The sequence below is a fragment of the Massilia sp. CF038 genome (assembly GCF_900129765.1).
In the GTDB taxonomy this organism is placed as follows: Bacteria; Pseudomonadota; Gammaproteobacteria; order Burkholderiales; family Burkholderiaceae_D; genus Telluria_A.
Genome location: NZ_FQWU01000001.1, coordinates 818,578 through 841,896 on the forward strand (window position 1 = coordinate 818,578; position 23,319 = coordinate 841,896).

The 23,319-nt window shown below is 62.4% G+C and carries 19 protein-coding genes; 14 read left to right on the top strand and 5 right to left on the bottom strand.

The genetic code is table 11. The features are described from left to right. Window positions 1-346: 346 nt before the first annotated feature. Window positions 347-991 (bottom strand): response regulator, encoded by a 645-nt coding sequence (locus BUC24_RS03675; protein ID WP_018057757.1) that lies wholly within the window; start codon window positions 989-991, stop codon window positions 347-349. A 123-nt stretch (window positions 992-1,114) separates the two neighbouring features. Next, window positions 1,115-1,579 carry a universal stress protein gene (locus BUC24_RS03680; protein WP_073212765.1) on the bottom strand — a complete coding sequence of 155 codons (465 nt, stop codon included), beginning with the start codon at window positions 1,577-1,579 and terminating at the stop codon, window positions 1,115-1,117. A 415-nt stretch (window positions 1,580-1,994) separates the two neighbouring features. Here BUC24_RS03680 and BUC24_RS03685 point away from each other — a divergent pair, with 415 nt between their 5' ends. Further along, the gene (locus tag BUC24_RS03685; protein WP_073212766.1) at window positions 1,995-2,828 is read left to right on the top strand and encodes a protein phosphatase CheZ; all 834 of its coding nucleotides are present in this window, start codon (window positions 1,995-1,997) and stop codon (window positions 2,826-2,828) included. Beyond that, the gene (locus tag BUC24_RS03690; protein WP_073212767.1) at window positions 2,828-4,717 is read left to right on the top strand and encodes a chemotaxis protein CheA; all 1,890 of its coding nucleotides are present in this window, start codon (window positions 2,828-2,830) and stop codon (window positions 4,715-4,717) included. The genes BUC24_RS03685 and BUC24_RS03690 overlap by 1 nt, the downstream gene beginning before the upstream one ends. 43 nt (window positions 4,718-4,760) lie before the next feature. Here the strand turns inward: BUC24_RS03690 and BUC24_RS03695 are convergent, their stop codons facing one another. Beyond that, window positions 4,761-6,086 carry a trypsin-like peptidase domain-containing protein gene (locus tag BUC24_RS03695; RefSeq protein ID WP_073212768.1) on the bottom strand — a complete coding sequence of 442 codons (1,326 nt, stop codon included), beginning with the start codon at window positions 6,084-6,086 and terminating at the stop codon, window positions 4,761-4,763. A 186-nt stretch (window positions 6,087-6,272) separates the two neighbouring features. On the opposite strand from BUC24_RS03695, the gene BUC24_RS03700 reads away from it, so the two are divergent. From BUC24_RS03700 to trpA, 12 genes are all read left to right on the top strand, one after another. Next, window positions 6,273-8,279, top strand: a complete 2,007-nt coding sequence (locus tag BUC24_RS03700; protein WP_073212769.1) for a DUF805 domain-containing protein — start codon at window positions 6,273-6,275, stop codon at window positions 8,277-8,279. 162 nt (window positions 8,280-8,441) lie between these two features. Then, window positions 8,442-10,658: a DUF805 domain-containing protein gene (locus BUC24_RS26845; protein ID WP_178372472.1), complete on the top strand. Its 2,217-nt coding sequence runs from the start codon at window positions 8,442-8,444 to the stop codon at window positions 10,656-10,658. Between the two features lie 124 nt (window positions 10,659-10,782). After that, entirely contained in the window at window positions 10,783-12,186 is a 1,404-nt protein-coding gene (leuC, locus tag BUC24_RS03720; RefSeq protein WP_073212772.1) for a 3-isopropylmalate dehydratase large subunit, read from the top strand. A 27-nt stretch (window positions 12,187-12,213) separates the two neighbouring features. Further along, complete coding sequence (locus BUC24_RS03725; protein WP_073212773.1) at window positions 12,214-12,336, top strand: entericidin A/B family lipoprotein; 123 nt, start codon at window positions 12,214-12,216, stop codon at window positions 12,334-12,336. 37 nt (window positions 12,337-12,373) lie between these two features. Further along, window positions 12,374-13,021: a 3-isopropylmalate dehydratase small subunit gene (leuD, locus tag BUC24_RS03730; protein WP_073212774.1), complete on the top strand. Its 648-nt coding sequence runs from the start codon at window positions 12,374-12,376 to the stop codon at window positions 13,019-13,021. An 11-nt stretch (window positions 13,022-13,032) separates the two neighbouring features. Continuing rightward, window positions 13,033-14,103 (top strand): 3-isopropylmalate dehydrogenase, encoded by a 1,071-nt coding sequence (leuB, locus tag BUC24_RS03735; protein WP_073212775.1) that lies wholly within the window; start codon window positions 13,033-13,035, stop codon window positions 14,101-14,103. Between the two features lie 159 nt (window positions 14,104-14,262). Further along, window positions 14,263-15,390, top strand: coding sequence for an aspartate-semialdehyde dehydrogenase (gene asd, locus BUC24_RS03740; protein ID WP_073214749.1), 1,128 nt, complete (start codon window positions 14,263-14,265; stop codon window positions 15,388-15,390). A gap of 253 nt (window positions 15,391-15,643) precedes the next feature. Next, window positions 15,644-18,391, top strand: coding sequence for a motility hub landmark protein FimV (locus tag BUC24_RS03745; RefSeq protein ID WP_307188458.1), 2,748 nt, complete (start codon window positions 15,644-15,646; stop codon window positions 18,389-18,391). A gap of 24 nt (window positions 18,392-18,415) precedes the next feature. Continuing rightward, window positions 18,416-19,213 (top strand): tRNA pseudouridine(38-40) synthase TruA, encoded by a 798-nt coding sequence (gene truA / locus BUC24_RS03750; protein WP_073212777.1) that lies wholly within the window; start codon window positions 18,416-18,418, stop codon window positions 19,211-19,213. Between the two features lie 2 nt (window positions 19,214-19,215). Further along, window positions 19,216-19,944, top strand: coding sequence for a phosphoribosylanthranilate isomerase (locus tag BUC24_RS03755; RefSeq protein ID WP_073212778.1), 729 nt, complete (start codon window positions 19,216-19,218; stop codon window positions 19,942-19,944). Further along, a complete protein-coding gene (trpB, locus tag BUC24_RS03760; RefSeq protein ID WP_073212779.1) occupies window positions 19,892-21,139 on the top strand; it encodes a tryptophan synthase subunit beta in 1,248 nt (415 codons plus the stop codon). The genes BUC24_RS03755 and trpB overlap by 53 nt, the downstream gene beginning before the upstream one ends. Before the next feature lie 141 nt (window positions 21,140-21,280). Further along, window positions 21,281-22,081: a tryptophan synthase subunit alpha gene (gene trpA / locus BUC24_RS03765; RefSeq protein ID WP_073212780.1), complete on the top strand. Its 801-nt coding sequence runs from the start codon at window positions 21,281-21,283 to the stop codon at window positions 22,079-22,081. Here trpA and BUC24_RS03770 read toward each other — a convergent pair. After that, on the bottom strand, window positions 22,078-22,311 hold the full coding sequence (locus BUC24_RS03770; RefSeq protein WP_307188459.1) for a TIGR02450 family Trp-rich protein: 234 nt from the start codon (window positions 22,309-22,311) through the stop codon (window positions 22,078-22,080). The two genes, trpA and BUC24_RS03770, sit on opposite strands and share 4 nt — an antisense overlap. A gap of 15 nt (window positions 22,312-22,326) precedes the next feature. Then, window positions 22,327-23,319 carry a LytR C-terminal domain-containing protein gene (locus BUC24_RS03775; RefSeq protein ID WP_073212781.1) on the bottom strand — a complete coding sequence of 331 codons (993 nt, stop codon included), beginning with the start codon at window positions 23,317-23,319 and terminating at the stop codon, window positions 22,327-22,329.

The window sequence follows — 23,319 nt, forward strand, 5'->3', positions numbered from 1 at the left end:
CCAGTTGAAAAATTCTTCGGGTTTCAAGCTGGGCCGGCACGTTTCTAGGGTGAGGGCACAGCACGGCTGGGATTAGCTTGCGTGTTGAAAAATGAACCGCAGGAAAGCCCGAATCGTTGGATTTAGTATGCCAACTCGAGTCCGGCATTGATATCAGCGAACGCTGAATATGGCAGTAGGATAGGGCGCGTAACCGTAGGAGGATTCCTACTGCGCGAACGCTTCTTCATAGGGGAATGAGCGACGACGACGGGCCTGAATCGGCCCCGGCGCCCACCTGCAAAAACGGGCTGTTTGACGCCCGTCGGCACGAAACTGTCGCGCTGATGTCTAAAAAACTTGGTGCCTACGATTTGAACGGCGACAGCAAACGGTGCGCCACCGCGTACTGCACCATCTCCGACAAGGACGTCATCCCCATTTTTTGCATGATGCGTGTCTTGTGGGTACTCACGGTCTTTACGCTCAGGTGCAGGCTGTTGGCAATTTCGGTGATCGACTTGCCGCCCACCAGCAGCGAAAACACTTCAAATTCCCGGTCCGACAATTGCTTGTGCAGCAGTTGCTCATTGGGCGTCATGATGTTCAGCGCCAATTGCTCAGCGACCTCGGTGCTGATGTAAGGGCGTCCCGAAGCCACCTTGCGGATTGCCCCCACCAGCTGGGTGCCGGCGCTCTCTTTGGTCAGATAGCCCTGGGCGCCGGCGCGAATGGCGCGCACGGCATACTGCTCTTCCTCGTGCATGGTCAGAATCAGGATCGCCAGCTTGGGCGCTTCGCTGCGGATTTGCCGGATCAGATCGACACCGCTGCGGCCTGGCATCGACAAATCGAGCAGGAGCAGGTCGAACCCGCCCTGGCGTACATGGGACAGGACTTCAAAGCCGTTGATTGCTTCTCCGACAATGTCGATGTCAAGTGCGCCGTCGAGGATGCGCTTGAGTCCCTCGCGCATGATCGTATGGTCGTCCGCAATGACAATTCTTATCATAAAAATGCAATCTGGCAGTAAGCGTCCGGCGCCAGGCCGGCTAGGTTGAATGGAAACGCGTGCGCAGAGTTCGCGCAGCGCAAGCGTACGTGCTTGCCGCCACTGCCGCAATTAGCAGATCTGCTAGGTCGCCGGCGCCTTGATCAGCCTGTGCACCAGCACCGGCTTCGTGGTATGGGACAGCACTTTATTGGTGACACTTCCCAGCAGCAGATGCCCCCAGCCACTGCGCCCATGCGAACCCATGAAGATCAGATCGCACTGCTGTTGTTCGGCCACGTCGACAATTTTGAGGGCGGCGGCATCGGCAAACACGGTGAGCGCTTCGCACTGCAAGCCGGCTTTTTGCGCCGCCTCGACAATGTCGGCCGTGTGCTGCTCGCCTGTGCGCAACATTTGCTGCGTGTATTCGGCGTCTGACGGGTAGGCCGGCGGCACAATTTCAGCGTACACCGGGTATTGATAGGTGGGAGCGACATACAGTGCCAGCACCTGCGCCCCCAGCTGCCTGGCAAATTGGACCCCGGCGCAAGCCGTGTGGCGCGAGACAAGTGAGCCGTCGGTGGTAATCAGGATCTTGCTGTACATGACCGTTCCCCGTTTGTTGTCCGTATTTTCCAGTCTAATCCGTCTTTCGGCTATTGATAGAACGCAAACGCTTGATCTTGCTCAATTCTGGCCAGAACGTGACACTGTGTCTCATCTCTTAATTAATTACTTTAAGTGCGAAAAAGCGCGGGCGGTCCGATGGTAAGATTACCGAATACAACAGTTGTTGGCGCCAAAACGACGGTAAACACCTGTTTTGATTGCCGTCCTCGCAAGTTTTCCGGGCCATTGCAGTCGTGCACGCGCGCCGTGATTTACCTGGCATAGCAGCGCTGCTACACTCGCATGAACCGGGCAGAAAGTTGCCACACGTCATGCTCTGCCTAAAACTCGCACGGCACACCGAACCACAGGTTTCATTGCGATATTTTTAAATGAATGGAGAAGCAGGGATATGACCGACGCCGCCGATGATTTTGATGCATTGTTCGAAGAGGTGTCTGCGCAACGGACGAGCGCTCCCGCTGCCACCGCGCCAGCCCCGGCCGCCGCCGAAGACGACATGGAGGCCTTGTTTGACCAGGTCGCTGCGAGCAGCGCCGCGCCCGCGCCTGCTGCCGCGCCAGCGGCCGCACCGGCACCGGTTGCCGCAGCCGCGTATGCAGAAGCGTCCGAACAGCGCGAAGCAGGTGGCGACAATCCGATGTTCGAGCGCCTGGGCGGGATCGTCCGTCTGCTGCACGACTCCTTGCGCGAGCTGGGTTACGACAAGGCGCTGACGGAAGCGTCGAGCCAGATCAATGATGCCCAGGATCGCCTCGAATACGTGGCCAGCCTGACCGAACAGGCCGCCAACAAGGTCCTCAATACGCTGGACGAAGGCATGCCGGCGCAGGACGTGCTGTCCAAGAAGGCCAAGGAAATGGAAACGCGCTGGGCCGACCTGTTCGCGGGCAAGCTGAGCGTCGATGAATTCAAGACCCTCGCGGGCGACGCGCGCGGTTTCGCTGCTGCGGTGAGCGAAGCAACCGAAGCGGAAAAAGCGCGTCTGCTGGAAATCATGATGGCCCAGGACTTCCAGGACATCACCGGTCAGCTGATCAAGAAAGTCGTGACCATCACCAAGACAGTTGAACACGAATTGGCCGAGCTGCTGCGCGACAATGCGCCGCCGTCGGTACGCGAAAAATTGCAGGCCAAGCCTGCACTGATGTCGGGCCCGGCGTTGCCGTCGGTCGCGCTCGATCAAGACAACGTTGACGACCTTCTTGCCGATCTGGGATTCTAATGGACGATATGCTCAAGGATTTCGTCGTCGAGGCGATGGATCTTGCAGTCAACGTTGAAGAACACTTGCTCCGCCTTGAACGCGATCCGAACAACAAGGAAACGCTGAACGCGGTGTTCCGATCGTTCCATACGATCAAGGGCGGGGCCGGGTTCATGAATTTGCCAGCCCTGGTGGCGGCCTGCCACCTGACAGAAAACCTGTTCGATGCCTTGCGCACGGGCGCTGCGCCCGTCACGCCAGTGGCCATCGAGGCGGCCCTGCAGGCATCGGGCTTCGTTGCCGATCAGCTCACCGATCTGAGCAATGGCGCTTCGCCCGAACAGCTCGCTTCCATGCCCGATGCGCTCGAACGCATCCTGGTCAATGCGATCGAAGGCAAGAACGATGCGCCGCCGCCAAAGGCCGCGCCCGCTGCCGCCGCGCCGGTTGCGCCCGCGCCCGTAGCCGTCCCTGCTGTGAGCTCGGCGCCCGGCGCCGATGGTCTGGACTGGGTTGCCATGTATGTGGCCGTGGTGCCGCCTGGTACCTACAGCGGCCCCGTTGCTGCGCCTGTCGCCGCCGCGCCTGCCGCGGCACCGGTTGCCGCAGCAGCGGCCCCGGCGCCAGCCGCAGCCGATTCCGCCAAGCCATCCGGCTGGGACGGGGTGGACCGGCGTGAAGAAAAGGTGCAGGAATTCCGCGCCGCTGCCGCCCCCGCCAAAGAGGAAAGCATTCGTATCGACGCCGTCAAGCTCGACGCGCTGCTGGAAGTGGCCGGTGAATCGGTCCAGGCCGCCAACCAGGCGTCGGTATTGCTGGAGCGTTTGCTGCAGTTTAAATTCGAAGGCCAGGCCGCCACGCTGATGGCGACCCTGACCGAAACGCTGGAACGCGCTTCGCGCTATTCGGCCGAGCTGCAGCGGGCCACGCTGGCCACGCGCATGCAGCCGGTCGGGCGCCTGTTCCAGAAATTCCCGCGCCTGGTGCGCGAGCTGGCCAAGGATCTGGGCAAGGACGTCGAGCTCACCATCGAAGGGGCTGAAACGGAAGTCGACCGCGTGGTGGTCGACAGCCTGTACGACCCGCTGGTGCACATGCTGCGCAACGCGCTTGACCACGGCGTCGAGTCGCCCGAAGACCGGGTCGCGGCCGGCAAGCCAGCCAAAGCCTATATTTCACTCAAGGCCTGGCAGGAAGCCAATAGCGTGATGATCGTGCTGCAGGACGATGGCAAGGGCATGGATCCGGTGCGCCTGCGCAAAAAGGCGATGGAAAAAGGCTTGATCAACGAAAGTGGCGCGCCCACCGACGACGAGGCTTACCAGCTGGTCTTCCTGCCCGGCTTTTCGACCAAGGACGTGGCGTCCTCGGTGTCGGGGCGCGGGGTCGGCATGGACGTGGTCAAGACGGCGGTGGAAAAAAATCGCGGCGCCATTCACATCGAGTCGTCGCTCGGTCACGGCACCAAGTTTGCCATTCGCCTGCCGATTGAACTGTCGATCGTGCCGACCATGCTGGTGTCGACGTCGGGCGCCATGCTGGCCTTGCCAATGGCGGTGGTGCAGCGCGTGGTCGAACTGCCCGACAACTTCATGAACGTGGGCGGCGCGCCGGTGCTCAAGGATCAGGGCCGGCCGCTGCCGGTGCGTTCACTGGCCGGTGCGCTGGGCTACGAAGACTGCTCGGAAAAGGTCGGCATCGTGGTGGCCGCGCCCCAGCCCTACATTCTGGCGGTGGAAGCTGTCGATGGTACGGCCGACCTGGTGATCAAACCAATGACGGCCATTTCGGTGGAAGGCATTACCGGTACCGCGCGTTCGGCCGAGGGCGAACTGGTGCTGGTGGTCGGCCTGTCGTTCCTGATGGACGGTTGCCGCCGCACCGTGTCGCTCAAGGCCGCTGCCTGACCGGCGCGCCACGCAGCCGTCGGCGTGCGCCGACGGCCTGCTGCTAGGCGCGCTCGCAGGTAGCGCGCCAGCCCGCTTCAAAATTGAGGATCAGCTTTTCCTGGCTCAGGTACTCGACCGTGAAAGCCGGGCCGCTCTGGCCCATGATCTCAATGCGCCGTCCAGCCAGGCGCCAGCGGCCCTGCTGCACCATTTTCTGCTTGCGGATTTCCACCATGCCGCCGGCATCGAATTCGATGTCGAAGGCCGAGCCGCGGATCGTGTCGTGGCAGCTCCAGCTGCCGGGCAGGTGCCCGGTGGGCGAGTCGTCCTTGCCCGGATCGCGGCGCGCGGTCAGCTTGCCAATGATGCCGTTGCCCTTGGTGCTGCGCATTTTTTCGATCCAGTCGGCCGGCGCGGCGAAGTTCAGATTTTGCCCTGAGGTCATCTGGAATGTGACGATGCCGACCAGCCGCCCGTGCATGTCGAACAGGCCGCCGCCGCTGGAGCCAGGCGACACCGGCGCGGTGGTCTGGATCAGGGTGCCGTCATCGACCTGACGCAGCGAGGAGACAATGCCCTCGCTGATGGTCAGGTCCAGCCCTTTGGGTGCCCCCATCGCCACCACTTTCTGGCCAGTGCGGATATCGCGCGCGCTGCCGATGGCAACGCCTTCGGCGCGCAGCGACGGCACGTCCAGTCTGCATAAATCGTGTTCCTGGTCAGCCAGGCTGAGGGTGGCGTCATAGTTGGCGTCACCGGAACGCACTTGCAAGCCGGGTCCGGCCTGGGCCACGTGGCAGTTGGTAATGATCTTGCCCGGGCCAATCACCACGCCGCTGCCGATGCCCACTTGCTGTCCGCCAGCGGCGCTGACATTGATGCGCACAATCGATGGCGCCAGTTTGGCAAACAGATCTTCGCTGTTCAGATCACCCGCAGCGCCTGCCAGCGGGGCCGGGGCTTCAAGCGGCTGCGACTGCTGCATCGGCGCGGGCATCAGCACCGGCATGGCCTCGGGTGCGACCGCTGCCACGGTGGGCACCGCGCGTGCGGCGGCCGGGGCCTTCGGCCGGCTGAACCACCAGCCCGAGAGCACGCCGGCGGCCAGTGCAATGGCCGCACCATGGCGCCAATCGAAGGCAGCGCGTTCGCTCTCATGATAGGGGGCCTCCGGCGCGCTCGCGCGCGGCGCCTTGAGCGACTGATCGTAATGCGCGCGCTTGGTCGGGTTGGACAGCACCGCGAACGCTTCCTTCAGAATGATCTGGGCGTTGCGGTCGTATTCGCCGGCGGCCTGGGCCGCCTGACAGCGCTGGTACGCTTCGCCAATCTCGGCCTCGGTGGCATCGGGTGCAATGCCGAGTGCCTGGTACAACGTGGGCTTCATGCGGAAATGGGGTCGGGAAAAATGTTGATCATAACGCAAATTACTGAGGTTCAACTATCTTTCCGGAAAGATTGGCGCGACTGTTGTGTCTTTACATATTGCCTCCAGCACATTGTGACTTCCGCTAATACATGGCACTATGGCAAATGAAATTTCTATTTGCTAATGCGTTATTGAAAGTGTGTCATGTCGTCGGAATCTTTTGAGCAAGTTTTAGCCGCCGCGCTCGCGGGCGGTTCGATGAACGTGGCCTGGAAAAAGTTCGTTCACACCCGGTTTTATCTGCCGATCAAACATTCGCCAGACTTTGATCCCAAAAAAATCACCCTGGTGATGACGCCCGGTAGCGCCGCCGGTGACAACACCGTCCAGATTTCCGAAGTGCGGGAACGGATCACGCAAGGCGACGCCGTGTTGTGGCTCAACGGCGCCGAAGTGATCGCCATGCTGCCGCCGGACGGCGCCATTCAAGTGGCGCTGGCCACCCACGCCTATCCGATTCCAAGTGATCGCATTGCCTGGCTACGTGAAGGCTTGCGCGTGGCGCAGGCACGCGCCGCAGCCAAGGTGCCCGGCGCTGCTGCCACGCCGCCATCGTCTGGCGCACCAGGCATTGCCACCGTATTTGCCAGCGCCGCGCCGGATGCCGCCAAGCCGTCCGCCCAGCGTGGTTCCCTGCCAGCGAACGAGATTGCAGCACTGCGCCCGCGCAAGCTGGGTCTGGCCGACCTTGGCCTGGAATTTTCGGTCCCGGGCGCCTGGCGTGAAGAGCGCATTGCCAAAGTGCTGCATTTGCACGACCGCGACAGCGGCATGCGGGTCGAAGTGCGGGGGATGCAGCAGCCTGATTTGTCGCTTGATCAATGGGTGAGCATGCGCGTCGAGCAACTGGGTCAGGAAATGCGCTTTCTCAAGCAAAGCGGGCCCGTGCAGCCGATCGAAGGCGTGCAATGGCAGCCCGGTCTGTCAGGCAAAATGGTCGAGTTTGCAGGCACGTTTCCGGGTGAAACCGTGCCGGGCCGCTACCTGCTGGCCTGTATCCATCGGGAAGGGACGGTCGTCTCCCTGGCGGTGCGCGCCACCGCCGAGGTGTTTGCACAGCAGCGCTCCCTGGTGCAATGGCTGATTGGCAGCGTTAGCGTTCTCAGCAAGGAGGATCTGGCGGCACGCCGCGCTGCTGCTGCCGCTGCCGCCAGCGAACGCGACATGGATGACGGCGTGACCGACACGCCAGCGCTGTTTGGCTTTAACTTGCATGGCCGCATCGGCCGCCTGCGGGCACTGGCTTACTCGGTTCCGACAGTCATACCGTCCGCAGCCCTGGCCATTGGCGCAGCCGTGGTCATGCCGAAAGCCATGGTGCTGGGCGCGATCATGGCCATCACGGGCGTCATCCTGTTGCTGTGGTTTAGCCTGCGATTAATGATTTTGCGTTTGCATGACGTCAATCGCAGCGGCAAATGGGTCTTGCTGTTCTTGGCGCTGAGCGGCCTGGCGGGCGCCCTGCACAGCCCGGTGTTGCTCGGTATCGCCTCGTTGGCATTCTGGCTGTTCGTGTTTGTGATTTACTACTTCGTGCCTGGCACGCGGGGCCAGAACGACTATGGGCCACCGCCGGGACCGAATACCCAGCTGGTGCAGATTGGCGCCGCCGTGTTTGTGCTGTTCCAGCTGTTCGGGATCTATGCCAACGTCAAAATGGCGAGCATGCTCAAGTCGCGCACCGACACGGCCGCCGCGCAGGGGAGCAAGCTCACCCCCTTTGCCGGTCCTGGACAAAAGTTCGTGGTCGACCTGCCTGGTGTGCCCACACCGGTGCCCAGCTCGCCATGGATGAACCAGCAAAACGGCGGCGTCCAGGTGCAGCAGTTTTATCTGGAGCAGGCCGGCCGCCAGTATCTGATCCAGTCGCTGGACTTCGGCCCGGCCCCGCGTGACAGCTATGCCTTGATGAACCGCGCCGAGCAGTCGGTGATGGGGGGCGATGGCAAGGTGGAGGGTACCAAGGCCTTCCTCTTTAATAACGGCGTGAACGGGCGTGAAGTGCGGGTCAAGCGCGCCGACGGCTCGATCCGGCTGGCCCGTCTGGTGTATCACAGCGGGATGCTGGTGGTGCTCATGATTGCCGGGCCGGACGATGCGGCGACCGGCGCCCACGCCGACCAGGTGTTCCAGAGTTTCCAGCTGAAATAAGCTCGCGCCAGCGACGCAGGAAGGTGCGAACGCCGGTTCGCCCTTCCTGATGGGCAATTCTTATTCGATAATGTTCAAGTTTCGTGTTGTCACGTATGTTAATACGTGGCACCATGCTTTTCGTTTTTGTAAAAAACTCACATTGATCGGAAGTTTTGTTTTATGTCGTCGGATACGTTCGAGCAGGTTTTGGCTGCGGCCCAGGTAGATGGATCCTACAACGCGGCCTGGAAGAAGTTTGTTGTCACGCGTTTTTTTGTGCCTGTCGTGCCGCTTCCTGGCGGTGATCCCAGCAAATTCCGACTGCATACCGAGCCGATTCCGCATGGCGGCGCGCGGGTGCATATTGCCGAAGTGGGCGAGCGGCTCGAAGCCGGCAAGCTCGCACTGGCCCAGTTGTATGGCGCCGATGTGGTGCGCATGCTCCCGCATGACGCCGAAATCGTGATCGCACTGGCCGAGCGGCCCTTTACCATTCCCCCTGATCGCGTGCTGTGGCTGCGCAAGGGGATCGAAGCGTCACAGGCCAAGATGGCCGCTGCGAAGGCGCAGGCAGGCACGCCCGCGCCGGCACCGGCCGCACCGGCGCCCGCACCAGCACCAGCGCCAGCACCCGCGCCCGCACCAGCACCGGCACCAGCACCAGCACCAGCACCAGCACCAGCACCAGCACCAGCACCAGCACCAGCACCAGCACCAGCACCAGCACCAGCACCAGCACCAGCACCGGCGCCGGCAGCTCCCGCACCGGTCCCGATGCCTGCCCCCGTTCCCGCGCCTGTGCGCCACGCGCATGCCGTGCTCGATGTGGCAGCACTGAAGGCACGTCCGGTCAGTCTGGCCGACCTGGGGCTTGACCTGTTCGTGCCTGGCGACTGGCAGGAAAGCCGCAGCGGCAACAGCGTGATGTTTACCGGCCCTGGCGCGGCCTTCCATGTCGAGATTTCGGGCTTCCATCGTCCTGGCATGTCGCTGGACCAGTGGCGCGATTTGCGTCTGTCGCTGGTGCGCCAGGAGATGCGTTTCCTGGCTCTGGACGGGGCAACTTATGCGCTCGATGGCGACGACTGGCGCGGCCGCATCGAGGGCAATGCAACTGAATTTTGCGGCACCTTCCCCGGCGAGGTCATGGCCAGCCGTTATCTGGTTGCCTGTGTCCGGGTCGAGGGCACGCTCGCGACTGTCGCCATCAAGGCGCCCGAAGCAGAGTTCGAGCAGATGCGTCCTGTCTTCAAGTGGCTGCTCAGCCGGATCAGTTTCAAAGCCAGCGCGCCCGACCCGTACCAGGCGCCAGGCCATGCCGACGATGATGTCGACGCCAGTGCTGGCGCCGACGAGACTGCCGGAGTGTTCGGCTTCTCGCTGCAGGGCCGCATCGGCCGCCTGCGCGCCATCGCTTACGCCCTGCCGGCGACGGTGGTGGCCGCACTGACGGGCGTTGCTGCCGCATTGATCATGCCGGGCAGCCGGATGGCGGGCGGCATTCTGGCGCTCGTTGGCGTGGTGCTGGCGCTGTGGTTCAGTGTGCGTGTCGCGGTGCTGCGCCTGCATGACGTGAATTTGAGCGGCAAATGGCTGCTGCCACTGATTCCGCTTGCGGCGGTCCTGGTGGCGCTGCGCCAGCCATCCCTGCTGGTTGCCTTTGTCCTGCTGGTCGGCCTGACTTCGCTGGTGCTCACGTATATCTGGCCAGGTAATCCGGACAGCAACCAATACGGCTCGGCGCCGGGACCCAATCCACGCTGGGTGCTGGTGGTGGCAGGCATTTGCTGTCTGTTGCAGTTTGGTAGCCTGGTCGCGTCGGTGATCTCGGGCGCGGCCCTGTTTGCGCAGTTTGCTGCAAGGCCGGATCCAGGCGCCATTGCCGGCCCAGCCGCGCCGCCCCCGCGGATTTTGCCGTTCATCAAACCATGGTCGCCGCCGGACCAGGGCTTTGTGGTCAGCCTGCCGCGTCCGCCGGAAGAAATGCCGGTGCCGCCCATGATGCGCGCGCGCGCCGCCACCTTCACGATGCACCAGTATCGCCTGTTCTCCAGCGAGCGCATCTACGGTGTGCAAACCTTCGACTACAAGCGCATGGGCGACCGTGAACAGATGCTCAACTCGCTGGAAGGCGTGGTGATTGGCACCGAAGGCACACTGATGGGCAAGCGCGACATTGTGTTTGCCAATGGTCAGGCCGGACGCGAAATCAAGGTCCTGCTGCCGACCGACAAAGTACGCACCGGCCGCGTGACCCTGGTCGGCTCGACCGGGGTGGTGGTCATGGTCACCGCCCACCCTGGCGAAGTGACCGACCTGCACGTGGCGCAAGTGCTGGAATCGTTCCAGATCAGCCCGCCACCGTCGGAAGCGGCACCTGATACAAAGGTGGAATAAAGCGCAGCAAAAGCGTATCAAAAAGCATAAAAGTATCAACTTGGTGCAGCCGCTTCCGCAGTGCACAAATATGGCATAATCAAATGCGGTACTCGATTCATGCAGCGGTTTGACACCATTTATCATGCTAAAAACGCTTTACGACAAACTTTGGGAATCGCACGTTGTGCGCGCCGACGACGATGGCACCACGGTGCTGTACATCGACCGTCACCTGGTCCATGAAGTGACCAGCCCGCAGGCCTTCGACGGCCTGCGCGCGGCCGGCCGCAAACTGTGGCGCACCTCGGCCAACCTGGCCGTGGCCGACCACAACGTGCCCACCACTGACCGCAAGGGCGGCATTGCCGACCCCACCTCGCGGCTGCAGGTCGAAACGCTCGACGCCAACGCCAAGAGCTACGGCCTGACCTATTTCAGCATGAACGACAAGCGCCAGGGCATCGTGCACGTGATCGGACCCGAGCAGGGCGCGACCCTGCCCGGCATGACGGTCGTGTGCGGCGACTCGCACACTTCCACCCACGGCGCGTTCGGCTGTCTGGCGCATGGCATCGGCACCTCGGAAGTCGAACACGTGCTGGCCACCCAGACCCTGCTGGCCAAAAAATCCAAATCCATGCTGGTGCAGGTCGACGGCGCGCTGCCGGCCGGCGTGACGGCCAAGGATATCGTGCTGGCCGTGATCGGCAAGATCGGCACCGCTGGCGGCACCGGTTACGCCATTGAATTTGGCGGCTCCACCATCCGCGCGCTGTCGATGGAAGGGCGCATGACGATCTGTAACATGGCGATCGAAGCGGGCGCCCGCGCCGGCATGGTCGGCGTGGACGACACCACCATCAACTACGTCAAGGGCCGTCCGTATTCGCCGGCCGGTCCGCACTGGGAGCGCGCGGTCGACTACTGGCGCACCTTGCATTCCGATGCTGGCGCGCAGTTCGACCTGGTGGTCACGCTCAATGCAGCTGAAATCCGGCCCCAGGTCACCTGGGGCACCTCGCCTGAGATGGTGGTCTCGATCGATGGCCGGGTGCCCGATCCCGATCAGGAAAAAGACGCGGTACGGCGCGACGCCATGGAAAAGGCGCTGGTCTACATGAACCTCAAGCCGAACACGCCCATCGCCGACATCCGCATCGACAAAGTCTTCATCGGCTCGTGCACCAATTCGCGCATCGAAGATTTGCGCGCTGCCGCCGCCGTGGTGCGCGGCAAGCATCGGGCATCGAACGTGCGCCTGGCGCTGGTGGTGCCTGGTTCCGGGCTGGTCAAGGATCAGGCCGAGCGCGAAGGCCTGGACAAAATCTTCAAGGATGCAGGCTTCGAGTGGCGCGAGCCAGGCTGCTCGATGTGCCTTGCAATGAACGCCGACCGGCTCGAGCCGGGCGAGCGCTGCGCCTCCACCTCGAATCGCAATTTCGAGGGCCGGCAGGGGCAGGGCGGACGCACCCACCTGGTGTCGCCCGCCATGGCGGCAGCGGCTGGTATCACCGGCCACTTCGTCGATGTACGCGCACTGCGCTGATCAATCCTATTACCCATAGAGACAATCATGAAAAAACTGTTCGCCCTGACCATCATCGCCGTCATGCTAGTTGGCTGCAATACCGTTGCCGGTTTTGGCAAGGATATTGAAAAAGTCGGCTCGAAGATGGAAGGCGCCGCTAAAAAATAACGCAACGCGCGCGGGCCTGTGGTCCGCGCCTGGGACCATGGAAAAATTCACGATATACGAAGGATTGGTGGCACCGCTCGACCGTGCCAATGTCGACACCGACGCCATCATTCCGAAGCAGTTTCTCAAGTCGATCCACCGCACCGGTTTCGGTCCGAACCTGTTCGACGAGTGGCGCTATCTCGATCACGGCGAGCCGGGCAAGGACAATAGCGGCCGCCCGCTCAATCCCGATTTCGTGCTCAATCAGCCGCGCTATCAGGGCGCGTCGATTCTGCTGACCCGCAAAAATTTTGGCTGCGGCTCCTCGCGCGAACATGCGCCCTGGGCGCTGGACCAGTATGGCTTCCGCGCGATCATCGCCCCCAGCTTTGCCGACATCTTCTTCAATAACTGCTACAAGAGCGGCCTGCTGCCCATCGTCCTGTCCGAGGCGCAGATCGAGCATCTGTTCAATGAAGTGAAGGCCTTCCCCGGCTTCAAGCTCGTGGTCGACCTGGAGCAGCAGCGCATTGCCACTGCCAGCGGCAGCCTGGCCTACGAATTCCAGATTGACCCGTTCCGCAAATACTGCCTGTTGAATGGCCTGGACGATATCGGCCTGACCCTGCGCCACGCAGACGAGATCCGCGCTTTCGAAGAGCGCCATCTCGCCGCCCAGCCCTGGCTGGCCAACGTCATTTAAGAAGGCAGCACATGAAAATTGCAATTTTGCCCGGTGACGGCATCGGCCCCGAAATCATGACCCAGGCGGTGCGCGTGCTGGAAGCGTTGGGCGAACCGTTTGAACTCGAACGCGCCGAGGTGGGCGGGGCTGGCTACGCGGCCCACGGCCACCCGCTGCCGCCAGCCACACTGGCGCTGGCCAAGGCAGCCGACGCGGTGCTGTTTGGCGCGGTGGGCGACTACCAGTACGACAAACTCGAACGCGCGCTGCGGCCCGAGCAAGCCATTCTGGGCTTGCGCAAGGAACTGTCACTGTTTGCCAATCTGCGCCCGGCCATCCTGTATCCGGAACTGGCAGGCGCTTCGACGCTCAAGCCGGAGGTGGTGTCGGGCCTGGATATTCTGATCATCCGCGAACTGACCGGTGACATTTACTTTGGCAAGCCGCGCGGCGTGCGCGAGTGCCCGGACGGCCCGTTCAAGGGCGAGCGCGAAGGCTTCGACACCATGCGCTATGCCGAGACCGAAATCCGCCGCATTGCCCACGTGGCGTTCCAGGCCGCGCGCAAGCGTGACAAGCGCGTCACCAGTGTGGACAAGGCCAATGTGCTTGAGACGTTCCAGTTCTGGCGCGATATCGTCACCGACGTGCACCAGGAATACCAGGACGTCGAACTGGAACACATGTATGTCGATAACGCGGCCATGCAGCTCGTGCGGGCGCCGAAAAAATTCGACGTCATCGTCACTGGCAATATGTTCGGCGATATCCTGTCCGACTGCGCTGCCATGCTGACCGGTTCGATCGGCATGCTGCCTTCGGCTTCGCTGGACGCCAATAACAAGGGCTTGTACGAGCCTTCGCACGGTTCGGCGCCCGATATCGCGGGCAAGGGCATTGCCAATCCGCTGGCGACCATTCTGTCGGCGGCGATGATGCTGCGTTTTTCGCTGAACAAGGCGGAGCAGGCCGACCGGATCGAGAACGCGGTGAAGAAGGTGCTGGCGCAGGGTCTGCGCACGCCGGATATTTACGAAGCGGGGACGACCAAGGTCAGTACCGAAGAGATGGGCAGCGCCGTGGTCCGCGCTCTCAATTGACATCGTCCTCGCGGAGGCGGGGACCTATTCCACGCTGCCGAATTCGTTCAGCATGCTATGGGCCCCCGCCTTCGCGAGGGCGACGTAGTGGATATATATAGCAGCAGCGCTGGCGAATCGGGTCGCCAGCGTATTTTCAACTCTCACTGAAAGAGCATGATGAAATTAGTAGGCCTGGTAGGTTGGCGCGGTATGGTAGGTTCGGTCTTGATGCAGCGCATGCAGGACGAGGGCGATTTCGCCCATATCGAACCGGTGTTCTTCACCACCTCGAACGCGGGCGGTAAAGCCCCGGCGATGGCGAAAAACGAAACCACCCTGAAAGACGCGACCGACATTACCGAGCTGTCGAAATGCGAGATCATTATTTCCTGCCAGGGCGGCGACTACACCACCGAGGTCTTCCCCAAGCTGCGCGCCGCTGGCTGGAACGGCTACTGGATCGACGCTGCCTCGACCCTGCGCATGAATGACGACGCCGTCATCGTGCTCGACCCGGTCAATCTCGACGTGATCAAGAATGCCATGACCCGCGGCGTGAAAAATTACATCGGCGGCAACTGCACCGTGTCCTGCATGCTGATGGGCCTGGGCGGCCTGTTCCAGCACAATCTGGTCGACTGGATGAGCTCCATGACCTACCAGGCGGCCTCCGGCGGCGGCGCCCAGCACATGCGCGAGCTGCTGACCCAGTTCGGCACCATCAACCAGTCGGTCAAGGCGCTGCTGGACAACCCGTCTGCCGCCATCCTCGAGATCGACCGTACCGTGCTGGCCACCCAGCACGGCTTGTCGAGCGACGAAACCAAGCAGTTTGGCGTGCCCCTGGCCGGCAACCTGATTCCCTGGATCGACAAGGATCTGGGCAATGGCCAGTCGAAGGAAGAGTGGAAGGCTGGCGCCGAGACCAACAAGATCCTGGGCCTGGGCGCCGCCTTTGGCAGCAAGGAAATCCCGGTCGATGGCCTGTGCGTGCGCATTGGCGCCATGCGCTGCCACTCCCAGGCGCTGACCATCAAGCTGAAAAAGGACTTGCCGCTCGATGAAATCAACGACATCATCGCCTCCAACAACCAGTGGGTGAAGGTGGTGCCGAACACGCGCGAAGCGTCGATGACCGATCTGTCGCCTGCCGCCGTGACCGGCAGCCTGACCATTCCGGTGGGCCGTTTGCGTAAAATGTCGATGGGCGGCGAGTACCTGTCCGCGTTCACCGTGGGCGACCAATTGTTGTGGGGCGCGGCGGAACCACTTCGCCGCATGCTTCGTATTATCCTTGACAAGTAAGTTGTCAAAATGTGCAGTGCCGCTTTCGGCACTGCACACCCCCTTCCGCCAAAAGTGTTGCTGCATCTGTGCAAAAGATTGCAGCAAATTGCGCGTTTACAGGGACTTAGGGCTTACTTATCATCCAAAAGCTTGCATGCTCTAGAGCATGATGATATGTTGAGACCTCCGGGAAACCAGCTTTCTCCCCAGTCAACTCATAATACCCCCAAATATGCGTTTAAACACTCGCTCAAAGATCACTTCGTTCGCGTTGAAAACCCTGTCCGGCGCGATTGCCAGTGCAGTGTTGCTGTCGTCAACGGCGTACGCAGCAGGCCTCGGTAAACTGACGGTCCTGTCCTCGCTCGGGCAGCCGCTCAATGCCGAAATCGAACTGACTTCGGTCAGCGCCGAGGAAGCCAGCGCGCTGACAGCCAAACTGGCGCCGAATGATGCCTTCCGACAGGCCAACATCGAATTCAATCCAGCGCTGCTGACCCTGCGCTTCACGGTCGAGAAGCGCGGCGCGCGCCAGTTCATCAAGATTACCTCGCCCAACCCGGTCAACGAACCGTTCGTCGACATGCTGCTCGAGCTGAACTGGAACGGCGGCCGCCTGGTTCGTGAGTACACCTTCCTGCTTGATCCGGCCGAAATGCGCAGCACCCAGTCGGCGCAAGTGACGGCACCGGTCGATGTTCTGTCGCAAGGCAAGGGCAAAGGCAAGGCCACGCGTCCAGCGCCGGCGCCAGCAGCAAGCGCCAGTACCGACGAAGCGCCTTCGAAAGCAAGCGCGCCGTCGAAACCAGCCCGTACCGAAGCCGATGGCGACTACAAGGTCGAAAAAGGCGATACGCTGGGCAAGATTGCTGCCAAGCTCAAGCCAGCTGAAGTCTCGCTCGACATGATGCTGGTGGCGCTGTACCGCGCCAATCCGGACGCCTTCAACGGCAACAACATGAACCGCCTGAAGTCGGGCCAGATTCTGTCCGTGCCGGACGCCGCAGCCGTCAAGGCCACCGGTGCCAGCGAAGCGCGCGGCGTGGTGGTGGCCCATTCGGCCGACTTCAACGCCTACCGCAACAAGCTGGCCGGTCAGGTTGCCTCGTCCTCGCCGGACAAGGCGCCAGAAGCGAGCACCAGCACTGGCGGCAAGATCACCAGCAAGGTCGAAGAGCGCCGCAATGCGGTCAACGAGTCGAAAGACCAGCTCAAACTGTCCAAGGCCAACACCGAAGGCAAGGCTGGCGCGGAAGACCGCATCGCCAAGGAACGCGCACTGGCCGAAGCCAATGCCCGCGTCAAGGAACTCGAGCGCAACGTCAGCGAGCTGGAAAAGCTGATGGTCATCAAGAACAAAGCGGCTGCCGATGCCGCCGCTGCGGCTGCTGCCAAAACGCCGGCCAAGCCAGTGCCTGCACCGGTCACGCCGCCAGCGGCTGCCGTCAAGCCAGCGCCGACCCCAACCCCAGTGCCAGCGCCGGCCGTCACGCCGCCGCCAGCCGTGGTCACGCCAGCAGCCAGTGCACCAGCGCCGGCGGTGACGCCACCAGCGGCAACCCCGCCAGTGACAACGCCAGACGCAAATGTGCCTGCGCCAGCTGCCGAGGTGGCGCCAGCGCCAGTGGTCAAGCCAGCTGTCAAGCCGCCACTGCCGAAGAAAAAAGTGGTGGAAGCCGAGCCAGGTATCGTTGACATGCTGATGGATAACATCATGCTGATCATCGGCGCACTGGTGGCCGTGGCTGTCGCCATTGGTGGTTTCCTGTTCATGAAAAACCGCCGCGACGACGATGGGCATTCGCCGAGCGAGCCATCGATCCTGGGTGCGCCAACCGACCAGGCGCACTCGCTGTTCGCCGAAACCGGTGGCCAGAGCGTGGACACCAGCAACAGCGTGTTCAACTCCAGCTTTGCCCCATCGGCCAGCCAGCTCGACACCAACGAAGTCGATCCGGTTGCTGAAGCCGACGTGTACATTGCTTACGGCCGCGATGCGCAGGCTGAGGAAATCCTCAAGGAAGCGCTGCGTACCCATCCGGAACGCTACCCGGTTCGCCTGAAACTGCTCGAAATCTACGCTGCCCGCAAGGACCTGCGTAACTTCGAAACCCAGGCGAGCGACCTGTACAGCATGACCAAGGGCCAGGGCGACGAGTGGGTGCAAGCTGCCACGCTCGGTATGGCGATCGATCCAAACAATCCGCTGTACGCCAGCGCTGCCAATGCTGGACCATCGACCGTGATCCCAGCCCAAGCGCAGGCGGAGTCGGTGAACCTGGGAAAGCCTGAAGCCGTCGTTGCTGCAGCGTCCGTTGCTGCTGCCGCCGCGCCGGCTGCAGCCAAACCAGTGGAAGACCTCGATTTCGATCTGGGCGGCCTGTCCTTCGATGCGCCAGCGCCAGCCGCACCAGCGGCAGCGTCGCACGCACCGGACCTGGACTTCGCCATGCCTGGCGTGGTGACGCCAGCGGCTGCACCGGCCAAGGCCGACGCGCCAATGGACATGGGCTTCAATATGGACTTTGATGCCCCTGCCATTCCTGGCACCAAGGATGACGTCCCAGCGACTGACTTCTCGGCTGAATTTGCCGACAGTGGCAAGAACGATCTGTCCGGCATGGGTGACCTGGCTGCAGCCTTCGATATTCCGCAATCGCCAGTGCAGGCACCGGCAGCATCGCCTGCGCTCGATATCGGCAGCATGAACTTCGATCTGCCTGCATCGGCCACGCCGCCAGCGGCACCATCGTTCGACATGTCGAGCATCGATCTCGACCTGCCAGCGACGGACACGGCTGAAACGGCCTTGCCAGGCTTTGACAACACCGTCGTGATGGATATCGGCGGCGAGCAGTCGGCTGCGCACATGGAAATGGAAACCAAGCTGGACCTGGCGATTGCTTACCAGGAAATTGGCGACAAAGAAGGTGCACGCGAACTGCTCGACGAAGTCATCAAGGGCGGTAGCAGCGAACAGGTTGGTAAAGCCAACGCCATGCGCGCCAAGCTGGCCTAAGAAGCAAGTCGTATTGGATCCACATTGAACCGGATAGCACTTGGGGTCCAGTACGACGGTACCGCCTGGAATGGGTACCAGAAGCAGCCAGACAGACATACCGTGCAGGACCAGCTCGAAATCGCGCTTGAGAAGTTCGCGAGGACCGGGCTGGCCACCACCTGCGCAGGGCGCACCGATACCGGTGTCCATGCGCTGGAGCAGGTAGTCCATTTCGACACCGAACTGACCCGCGAGATGCAATCCTGGGTCAGGGGCGTGAACGCCTTTCTCCCTGATTCGATTGCTGTGCGCTGGGCCAGCACCATTCCCGAGCTGCCTGGCCAGGAATTTCACGCCCGCTTTGCCGCCTTCGCGCGCACCTATCACTACGTGCTGTACAACAATCCTGTGCGCTCGCCCTTGCTGGTCGGGCGCGCTGGCTGGACCTTTCGTCCGCTCGATGTCGAGCGCATGGCCGAAGCGGCCCGCTGCCTGATTGGCACCCACGATTTTTCCGCCTTCCGCTCCTCGCAGTGCCAGGCCAAAACCCCCATCAAGCAGATGCACGAAGTGCGCATCGAGCGGCGCGGTGAAGCGATTGTCTTCACCTTGCGCGCCAGCGCCTTTTTGCACCACATGGTGCGCAACCTGATCGGCTCGCTCATCTACGTGGGTCAGGGCCGCCACACGCCGGCCTGGCTGGGCGAAGTGCTGGCCGGGCGCGACCGCAATGACGCGGCCCCCACTTTCATGCCCGACGGCCTGTACCTGGCCAAAATCGATTACGATCCCAAGTGGGGACTGCCGCAGGACGCGACCAGCCCGCTACCCTGGTTCTAAGCATGCAACGCACCCGTATCAAAATTTGCGGCCTGACCCGTCCCGAGGACGTCGCTGCCGCTGTGGCCCATGGCGCCGATGCGCTTGGCTTCGTGTTCTATCCGCCCAGCCCGCGTTATGTAACGCTAGCCCAGGCCGGCGCGCTGATGGCAGCGGTGCCGCCGTTTGTCAGCACGGTGGCGCTGTTCGTGAATGCGAGCGTGGAAGAGGTGAGGGCAGTGGCGGCCGTGGCACCGTTTGCGCAACTCCAGTTTCATGGTGATGAGACTCCGGAAGCGTGCGCCGCCATCGCGGCTGCCGTGGGCCGGCCGTTTCTGCGGGTATTTCGGGTCAAGCCCGACACAAGCGCGGCTGATTTGCTAGAATATGAAGATCAATACCGTTCCGCCAGTCCCTTGTATGCGGGTTTGTTGCTCGATACTTATGTGGACGCCTACGGCGGTGCTGGAAAGGTTTTCGATTGGTCTCTCATTCCAAAAGAACTCGCGCCTCGGGTCGTTTTAAGTGGTGGCTTGAGCGTACAAAACGCGACTGACGCGGTGGTGCACGTACGCCCCTACGCGGTCGACATCAGCAGTGGTGTCGAAGCCGCCAAGGGGATCAAGGACGCCCGTAAGATCGCCGCCTTCGTGGCCGCGGTGCGGGCAGCCGATACCACCATTGAAAGCGAGAATTCCCATGACAGCAGCACCATCGCGCGCTCCGGCCGCCCCCCTGTTCCAGACGCCTGACTATCAACTGCCCGACGCCAGTGGCCACTTTGGCCCCTACGGCGGCTCTTTCGTCGCCGAAACGCTCAGCCACGCCCTGGCGGAACTGAACGAAGCCTACGCGCGCTACAGCAACGACCCGGAATTTCTGGACGAATTCCGCTACGAACTGAAGCACTTCGTCGGCCGTCCATCGCCCATCTATCATGCCAAGCGCTGGTCGCAGCAGCAGGGCGGGGCGCAGATTTTCTTCAAGCGCGAAGACCTCAATCACACGGGCGCGCACAAGATCAACAACGTGATCGGCCAGGCCTTGCTGGCGCGCCGCATGGGCAAGCCGCGCATCATCGCCGAAACCGGCGCCGGCCAGCACGGCGTGGCCACCGCCACCATCTGCGCCCGTTTCGGGCTGGAGTGCGTGGTCTACATGGGCAGCGAAGACGTCAAGCGCCAGGCCCAGAACGTGTACCGCATGAAGCTGCTGGGCGCGACCGTGGTGCCGGTGGAGTCGGGCTCCAAGACGCTCAAGGACGCGCTCAATGAAGCCATGCGCGACTGGGTCACCAACATTGAAAACACCTTTTACATCATTGGCACCGTGGCCGGGCCGCATCCATACCCGATGATGGTGCGTGACTTCCAGTCCGTCATTGGCGAGGAGTGCCTGGTGCAGATGCCTGAGATGATCGGGCGCCAGCCGGACTATGTGATGGCATGTATCGGCGGCGGCTCGAATGCGATGGGGATTTTCTATCCTTATATCGACGAGAAGAACGTCAAGCTGATCGGCGTGGAAGCAGCTGGTGAAGGGCTCGATACGGGCAAGCATTCAGCCTCGCTGACGGCGGGCGTGCCGGGTGTGTTGCATGGCAACCGCACCTATCTGCTGCAGGACGAGAACGGGCAGATCATCGAAACGCATTCGGTGTCGGCCGGTCTGGATTATCCGGGCGTGGGACCGGAACATGCATGGCTCAAGGACCTGGGACGGGCGCAGTATGTGTCCGTGACGGACGAGGAAGCGCTGGCGGCGTTCCATGACTGCTGCCATATCGAAGGTATCATCCCCGCGCTGGAGTCGTCGCACGCATTGGCGTATGCGGCCAAGCTGGCAGCCACGCTGCCGCAGGATCAGATGATTCTGGTTAACCTGTCGGGCCGGGGCGACAAGGACATGCACACCGTGGCAGAGCGGATGGGGCTCGACTTCAGCTGACATCGCACTCGCGGAGGCGCTGGCGCATGCGCCAGCCCTATTCCACGCATGCTTTAGCTGAATATCTTGCGTGCCATGGGCACCCGCCTTCGCGAGTGCGATGTGTGGTTTGCCGCTTCCTCCAATATAAGAAAGAATTCCATGTCCCGTATCGCACCAACCTTTGCCGCGCTCAAGGCGCAAAACAAGACCGGCCTGGTCACCTTCATTACCGCGGGCGACCCTGGTCCCGAAATGACCGTCCCGCTGATGCACGCCCTGGTCGAGGGCGGCGCCGACGTCCTGGAACTGGGCGTGCCGTTTTCCGATCCGATGGCCGAAGGCCCGGTCATCCAGCGCGCCTGCGAGCGCGCACTCAAATTCAACATCGGCACCAAGGATGTGCTGGAGTACGTGCGCCAGTTCCGCCTGACGAATCAGACCACGCCGGTGGTGCTGATGGGGTACGCCAATCCGATTGAGCGGATGGGCACGGACGCCTTCATCGCGGCCTCGAAAGCGGCCGGCGCCGACGGCGCCATCGTGGTCGACTATCCACCCGAAGAATGCGAGCAGTTCGCCGCCGCCATGCGCGCCAGCGAGCTCGATCTGATTTTCCTGCTGGCGCCAACCTCGACGCCGGAACGGATCGCCCAGGTGGCCCGCTTCGGCAGCGGCTTTAGCTACTACGTCTCGCTCAAGGGTGTGACAGGCGCCGGCAATATCGACACTGCCGACGTGGCACGCCGTCTGGCCGCAATTCGCGAGCACGTCAAGCTGCCGGTCGGCGTGGGCTTTGGCATTCGTGATGCGGCCACCGCGAAGGCAGTGGCTGAAGTGGCCGATGCAGTCGTGATCGGCAGCCGCATCATCCAGGAAATCGAAGCCACGCCAAAGGAGCAGGTAGTGCAAGCCGTGCGCACCTTTGTGGCCGGCATTCGCAGCGCGCTCGACGCGCGTTAAGTCCAGCCCTGGCGCCACACGGCGCCATCACGCAGGTCGCGCCAGGCAATGTGCTGGACGCGCCCGCTGTGCACGGCCTGCAATTCCACCAGCTCGGTGGCGCCGCCTTCGGTTTCAGGTTCGATCAAGGCGGTCACCACAAAGTGCTTTTCCTTGTTGGCGGGCGTGACGGCGGTCCATTTCGACAGCAGCAGTTTTTTGGGATTGACGGGGTTCATGGGAATCAGCATAGCCGCTTCCCATGCCTAGCGCAGCGCGACCTCGGTCGTCACTGGCGCAGCATCGCGCAGCGCCAGTGCGTGCTGCGTGTCGCGTCCCAATACCACGCGCAGTTCGCTGGCGCCAGCCAGTTGCACCGACGGTGCCATCTCCACTGGCCCGTCAATCAATTTACGCAGCGCTTGCGCCTGCGCCGCAAGTTCGGGACGGAACACGATGCGCGTGCTCTGCTGGCCGAAGGGGCGCTGGTTGGTCAGGCGCGCCACCTGTACGCCCTGCTTGCCCAGCAGCGCACCGACGCGCCGCGCCAGACCCGGCGTACCGGCGCCATTTGACACTTCCACGCGCGCAGTCAAGGTCGCCGCTACCACTGGATTGACCGCGGTGGCTGTTGTGGATGATGCCAACTTCAGCTCATACACCTGCGGAATCACCTGCACCAGCGCCATGCGGCCGGGCGCCGGTTCTGGTGCAGGGGCCGGCGCAGATTCCGGCTCCGGCACTGCCTGCGCAAGCTGCGGCGGCGTTGCGTGTGCCATTGCCGCCTCGGCCAGACGCAGGTTGTTGCGCGCCCGCTCATTGCCACCATCCAGCGCGACAGCCTGGCGCATCTGCGCCACGGCCGATGCATGGTCACCCCGTAGGTATTCGATGTAACCCAGATTGTTATGCGCTTGCGACAGGGCAGGATATTGCGTTACCACTTCCAGCATCATGGCGCGTGCCTGCTCCAGCCGCCCCTGACGCGCGTGGATGGCGGCAGCCGCGCTGCGCGCTTCGACGTGGCCCGGGTCGCGGGCAATGGCGTACGTGTAGCCTGCCAGGGCCAGGTCCAGATTGCCCTGCCCCTGGTGGATGCGGGCCAGCTGGTAGTAGGCCTCGGCGGTTTCGTTGGTCGAATGATTGACCTGGTAGTGCGGCTGCACCCGCAGATGTTGTACTGGGTTGCTGGTCGTGGCACAGCCCTGCAGCAGAACAGCGCCTGCAATGCAGCAATGGATAAAGCGGGGGGCGGGCAT